The 5517-nt window shown below is 56.0% G+C and carries 4 protein-coding genes and 1 pseudogene; all 5 read right to left on the reverse strand.

The features are described from left to right. Positions 1 to 141 precede the first annotated feature (141 nt). The 5 genes and pseudogenes from KJQ96_RS37905 to KJQ96_RS37925 all read right to left on the reverse strand — a co-directional run bounded on the left by KJQ96_RS37905 (position 142) and on the right by KJQ96_RS37925 (position 4489). Positions 142 to 567 carry a hypothetical protein gene (locus tag KJQ96_RS37905; protein WP_108521594.1) on the reverse strand — a complete coding sequence of 142 codons (426 nt, stop codon included), beginning with the start codon at positions 565 to 567 and terminating at the stop codon, positions 142 to 144. A 194-nt stretch (positions 568 to 761) separates the two neighbouring features. Beyond that, positions 762 to 1808 (reverse strand): LLM class flavin-dependent oxidoreductase, encoded by a 1047-nt coding sequence (locus tag KJQ96_RS37910; protein ID WP_309142543.1) that lies wholly within the window; start codon positions 1806 to 1808, stop codon positions 762 to 764. After that, positions 1791 to 2880 (reverse strand): annotated as a pseudogene (locus KJQ96_RS41910) (pyridoxal phosphate-dependent aminotransferase); the annotation flags it as partial. The pseudogene KJQ96_RS41910 and the gene KJQ96_RS37910, both read right to left, overlap by 18 nt. Before the next feature lie 135 nt (positions 2881 to 3015). After that, positions 3016 to 3330: a hypothetical protein gene (locus KJQ96_RS37920; protein ID WP_213291095.1), complete on the reverse strand. Its 315-nt coding sequence runs from the start codon at positions 3328 to 3330 to the stop codon at positions 3016 to 3018. A 52-nt stretch (positions 3331 to 3382) separates the two neighbouring features. Next, the gene (locus KJQ96_RS37925) at positions 3383 to 4489 is read right to left on the reverse strand and encodes a branched-chain amino acid ABC transporter substrate-binding protein (RefSeq protein WP_275190806.1); all 1107 of its coding nucleotides are present in this window, start codon (positions 4487 to 4489) and stop codon (positions 3383 to 3385) included. Between the last annotated feature and the right edge of the window lie 1028 nt (positions 4490 to 5517).

A 5517-nucleotide genomic window follows, 5' to 3' on the forward strand; every position in this document is an offset into this window, starting at 1 on the left:
GTGGTCCTACAAACTCGCCGACGCCGCCTGATATGATTCGAACCAAGAAAACGCTGACCTAGTTCCTTCCACGGCAGTGGGGCGAATTCCGCAACTGGTTGCGCGATATGCTGGAACATCGTCAGCGCAGGCTCTAACAAGTCAACGCTGTTTCACCAGACTCCACTTCTTGATCACCGCCTCGCTCATCTGCTCAGCGTCGGCACAGGCGATTTCATCGACCTTCACCGAGATCCTCTTGCCGACTAGTGGCTTCAGCTGACTGGCGTGCGCTTCGCCAGTTGTGAGCAGCTGAAACATTACCGGTCCGGTCTCTAGCTTGCACAGCGCGTGCGGCTCGGGCAGCCGGCGCGGCGCGGAGATGATATGGTAGGCGACCTTTTTGCCGTGCTTGGCATCGCGTATGCGAATCGCGTAGAGCTCGCCTGACAACACGTCGCCGGTGTTGATCGGCGCGCCCCCGTTCAGGCCCGCGTACGCAGGCTCCTCCGCGCCGGCGGCTCCAGGAAAGCTCGCCATCAGAATCAATGCAAGGGCAAAGCCCATGGCGAATCGGTCTTTCGTCATTAGTCAGTCCTCCGTAGGTGTGATTAGAAAAGCGTGAGCTGCCGGATCGCGGCAACAGCGCACCTCGTCGACCCATGGACGTCGTGGTGAGCAAACAGGAGCTGCTGATCGTGAGCGCATGCTGCCCGCCGACTATACGGGAAGGGTCTAGGAGCGCTGCCACAACGTTTGATGTCTAAAGCCGGACGGGCAAATCATTGTCGGCCAAGTCCAGCCATGATTTCGGATTGGATTGCGGTTGCGGTGCACAGGGAAGCATCTAATGGCAGATTGCCAAATGCGAGTTGACAAAGAAGGTAATTCGCACCTGACTCTTCCAGCTGATTTAGGAGAACTTGTCGCACAGAAGCTGACGTTCCGACGACGCACAATTCGCTCTCGATTGCCGCATCGAAGGTCAGCGGAAGGTGTGGTGGTGTAGGGATGGCATTGAGCTCGTAAAGGAACTTAAAGCTCTCGAGCCATTGTGCGTAAGCAGATGCCGCGAGCGAATAGGCATCTATCTCCGAACGCGCAATCACGACCATGCGAAGCAATCCAAGAAATGGCATTTGATCGTGAGCCTCGCCGTTGGGCTCTCGATGAGCGCGGAAGGCATCAGTTACTTTGCGTACAGCAGAGGAGGGGCCTACGCACGCGAGATTTGCGCCATTGGCAGCTGCCCAAGCTGCGGACTCGGGTCGATTTGTGGCAATCCATGTCGGCGGCCTTGGACGCTGATAAGTTTTTACCGTCAACGGAACGCTGTTTAGCTCAAAATGTTGGCCTTGATAGGATAGCATGCCGCCTTTCATAGCGCTGATAAGGGCTTCGCTTGCTTCTTCATAACGGCTTGGCGCCGCGTCAGCACTGATGCCGTAGTAGCCCAATTCAAGCGGAAGAGAGCCGCGTCCGATACCCACCTCAAGCCGGCCACCGCTCAAGTGATCGAGCATACAGATCTCTTCAAACGCACGCAGGAGATGATAGAGGTTAAGCAGCATCACCAATGGCCCGATACGAAGTTGCCGTGTGCGCTGTGCGACGCTCGACAAGAACAAATTTGGCGATGGACCTCTCCCATGCGGCGTACAGTGGTGTTCTGCCACGTGATATGCAAAGAAGCCGAGTCGGTCGTACGCCTCTGCCAGGACGAGGCGATCTGCGTATTGTCGGGCGATGTCGCGGCCGTCCTCGTCTAAGTGATCGAAGATGCCGAACGTTAGAACTGGCGATCTTCCTAGCTTTAAGCTGTCAGAAATGTCACTGACGGCTCCCAGAAACGCATCCATTTGCGTTTTTGTCCCGATGCTCACGCGGATGCAATTTTCAAGAGCGTTATTGGAAAGGAAGGCAACAAGTATTCTTTGCCTTTCCAAAGCGGCCTGCCACCATCTACCGTCGTGTCCCGCAGGCACACGCGCTAGCAAGAAGTTTGCGTGGGAGGGCGTTAGAGAAAATCCAAGTTGCGACAATGCGGTCGCAACCCGCTGTCTTTCATGCCTGATGTGCCTATGGTTCTCTTCATAGACGGCGCGAAGCGCAAGAATGCTGATGCCGACCGCGTGCCCGATTACATTCATGCTGAAGACGTTCTGGATGTTACGAAGCCGTCCAATAAGCTGCGGGTGGCCGAACCCGAAGCCGACGCGAACGCCAGCGGCGGCATAGCTTTTCGAAAGTGTTCTTAAGAGCAGAAGATCCGGATAACGGCTGAGGGGCCGCAGGCCATTATCAGGCGCAGAATCGACATACGCTTCGTCCAACACGACGAGGCGGTCCGATTGTGCCAGGAGGCGTTCGATATCGGCGATAGGGATGAACGTTCCGGTCGGATTGTTCGGATTCGCCAACAGAATGAACTTGGCATCTTTTGCTGGCCCAAAGAGCAATTGCTCTATCGGCAACGACTGAGGTTCGTTACATCTGATTTCAAGCAGTTGAGCACCCTGCAACATAACAAGTTTGTGATTGAATGAAAAACCTGGCGACAGCATTGCGACGCTGTCGCCCGGGGGCAAGAAATGTTCTGTAGATGAGCCCGAGAAGCTCAGATGATCCATTGCCGGCAATCACATGATCGATTGCGACGCCGTAGGTATTAGCGGCTGCTTCCCTCAGGCTAATGTTGTCATCTTCTGGATACAGATACTGCCGCTCAAGCGCCGCAATTGCACTTTGCCATACGATTGTTGGCAACGGAAATGGGTTCTCATTCGTGTTTAGTTTGACGTAATTAGCGGCCGACGCAGGCCGGCCGGACGGCAGCGCATCTAACTGTTTCGCTGCCTGCGAAAGAGAAGAGAGCACATTTTGCAATTTGGCATCGGACATAGGTTTCTCCCGTTGAACCACGGAGGGCGCTTGCAGTTGTCAGCATGCCGGTCAGTCAGTCCGGTAGACGGCCTGAGGACAGAGTTCGAGTGTTTGTTGGGACAGCGAGCACGGCCGGCATCCAAAGTGCAGCAATCAGCCGCCTCGGTCACGGATCGGCATTGCCGTCATTTCTGAGTTGGCGGCAATATCACGCTGCGTTGGTCCAGGTACCAAATATTGGTCCGGATCGGTCTCAGATCGCACAGTGGAAGTTCGGCAAAGAGCTAAGCAAAAGTAACGCAGCGACATCGGCCGAGCTGTGCCGTTGGGCATAAACTCTTCCGTTGGCGCATCGGCGTCATCGGATAGCTCCACGAGCAGTACTGCGAGCGCGAGAAACGACGCGAGTACCGCGAGCGCGAGAACCGACCCGAGTAGCACGTCATGTCCGGAATTACGTTTCATCATTTCCATTACTTCGCTGAATATCTAGGCTCGTGTGCGGTCACAACGATGAGTTCTACTCGACGGTCTCGACAATGTTGTTATGCCACCGGTATACGACGAAGCCGGGAGCTGCATTGTCTCCTTTGGTATCGAACCGGACCGGCCCGATTACTGTTTGGGTTGGCTGCGAACGAAGCGCAGCTGCTACTCGCGGACCGTCGAAGGTACCGGCCCGCTTTACCGCGTCCGCCCATGCCTGGACGGCGGCATAGGCGTAGAGCGTGTAGCCTCCCGCCGACATGTTGGAAGACTTGAGCCTAGCTACGGCGTCCGCCGCTTGAGCATTCTTGGTGGAGTCGGGCATGAAGGTGAACAGTGTGCCGTTTGCTGCTTCGCCCGCGATCGCCGAAAAGTCGCTGGTCATCAACGGATCGTTCGCCATGATAGTGAGACCTGCGCCTGCTTCTGCGGCTTGACGCACAATCAAGCCGATCTCGTTGTAATAGCCGCCGATATAGGCGATCTGGATTCCGTCTCTTTTCATTCTTGAGACCAGGGCAGTGTAGTCCTTTTCGCCGGCCACATAGCTTTGCCGAATGACCTTTTCGCCCGCTTCCTGAAGGCGTGACTCAACGACGTCGGCAATGCCCTTGCCGGCGGTACTCTTGTCGTCAAGGACGGCAATCTTCTTGTTCGGATAATGTCGCAAGATGTATTCGGCCGCCACGAGTCCTTGTTGGTCGTCGCGGCCGCAGATCCGAAACACCGTCTTGAGACCACGCTCTGTTAGCTGAGGATTCGTTGAGCCAGGTGAAATCTGAATAAGTGCCGCTTCGGCGTAAACGTCGGAAGCGGGGATAGAGGAAGACGAACAAAAGTGGCCAACGACCAACTTGACTTGATCCATCGTCAGCCGATTGGCAACTGCGACGGCCTGCTTGGGATCGCACGCGTCATCGGCGACGCTCAATATGACCTTGATACCGGGAAGTAGGCCCGAAGCATTTAACGCATCGACAGCCGCAGTAGCACCGTCGCGCATCTGTACGCCAAGCGCAGCAGTGCTTCCGGTCATCGGGCCGACCACGGCGATATTAACGTCGGCAGCTGGCGCGGTCGAAGCCAAAGCACAAGAGAGGAATGCTGCACTTGCAGCTGCAGTAATTCGAGAAATTGGCACTTAGAGCTCCGGATGTTCGCTTGAGTTTGCTATCAGCTTGCCGTTCCTGCCCATGCGAGGGCATCGCTTGGTTATGAGATAACGCCAGCTTTGGATGCCTCAAGGCAGCGCGTAAGCCGCGGCTGGCCGATGCCTCCGGACCTGCCGTGGCAGAGCGAAACAACCATTGCGGTCCCGCTATAGGAAAGACGTGGCGATAAGCAGTGAGATACACGCCGAACGTTGGCAATCTCGGCATTCCATCACGTCCGACGCGCTCCTGACGCTGCAAGCGATCGAACACGGCAAACGGTTCGCATGTCCATTCCCGCGGCGGCGTTACGTATATGGAGTCTGCGGGTTCGTCGCCTGTATTCCATACTTTGTGAGGACCGGCGCCTGAGACGTCACATACCGAACTCGGACCGAGCTCCCGTTCCTGTCCGGCAACGGCGACGTGAATACATCCCGCCCTGATCTCTGGTTGGTCGTCCTGTTTTAGCTGCAAGTATGCCGGCGGCGGCACCCCATCCGGCGTATAGAGCACTTTGACAATCCGCTCCTTGCGGAAGTGCTCGAGCCTTCTGACCGTCTCGTGGGGCGTGAGCCTAACAGCTTGAGACATTCGTAATCCTTAACTTAACCTTTGGAGCAGCAACCGACGTGCCAACGACATGATGTCGATTCGAATTGGGTTTGCAGCGAGCGAGATCCGCGAAGTTTGCGATCCTTATTCGTGAGTGAGAGATAGATAAATCCGTCTTGTTCGGTTTGTCGGACAAAGCCTCTCCTTGCGAGAAGCTCGACTACGTCGTAACGAACGCTGCGTCAGCATCCAGCACACCCGCGATCACCCCGACCGGCACGGCTCGCTCTGATCAAGCACTTGCAAGGCCACCATGATCATCCACTGCGTCCCGAATGCCGAAGCTCTCGCCCAGAAACTCTGAACGTACTGCAGGCCATGCGATCCTCCCGGCTAGGCGGAGTTGTCCCTAGGAGCCTGTCCAGTTAGCTTTGGGAAGGCAGTTTTATCTTGATAATGGCGG

It is taken from the genome of Bradyrhizobium sp. sGM-13, assembly GCF_018398875.1.
Lineage (GTDB): Bacteria > Pseudomonadota > Alphaproteobacteria > Rhizobiales > Xanthobacteraceae > Bradyrhizobium.

What these genes read in the sequence shown, in the direction of transcription:
- KJQ96_RS37905 (WP_108521594.1), bottom strand. Translation starts at nt 567, where the DNA reads ATGACGAAAGACCGATTCGCCATGGGCTTTGCCCTTGCATTGATTCTG.
- KJQ96_RS37920 (WP_213291095.1), bottom strand. Translation starts at nt 3,330, where the DNA reads ATGATGAAACGTAATTCCGGACATGACGTGCTACTCGGGTCGGTTCTC.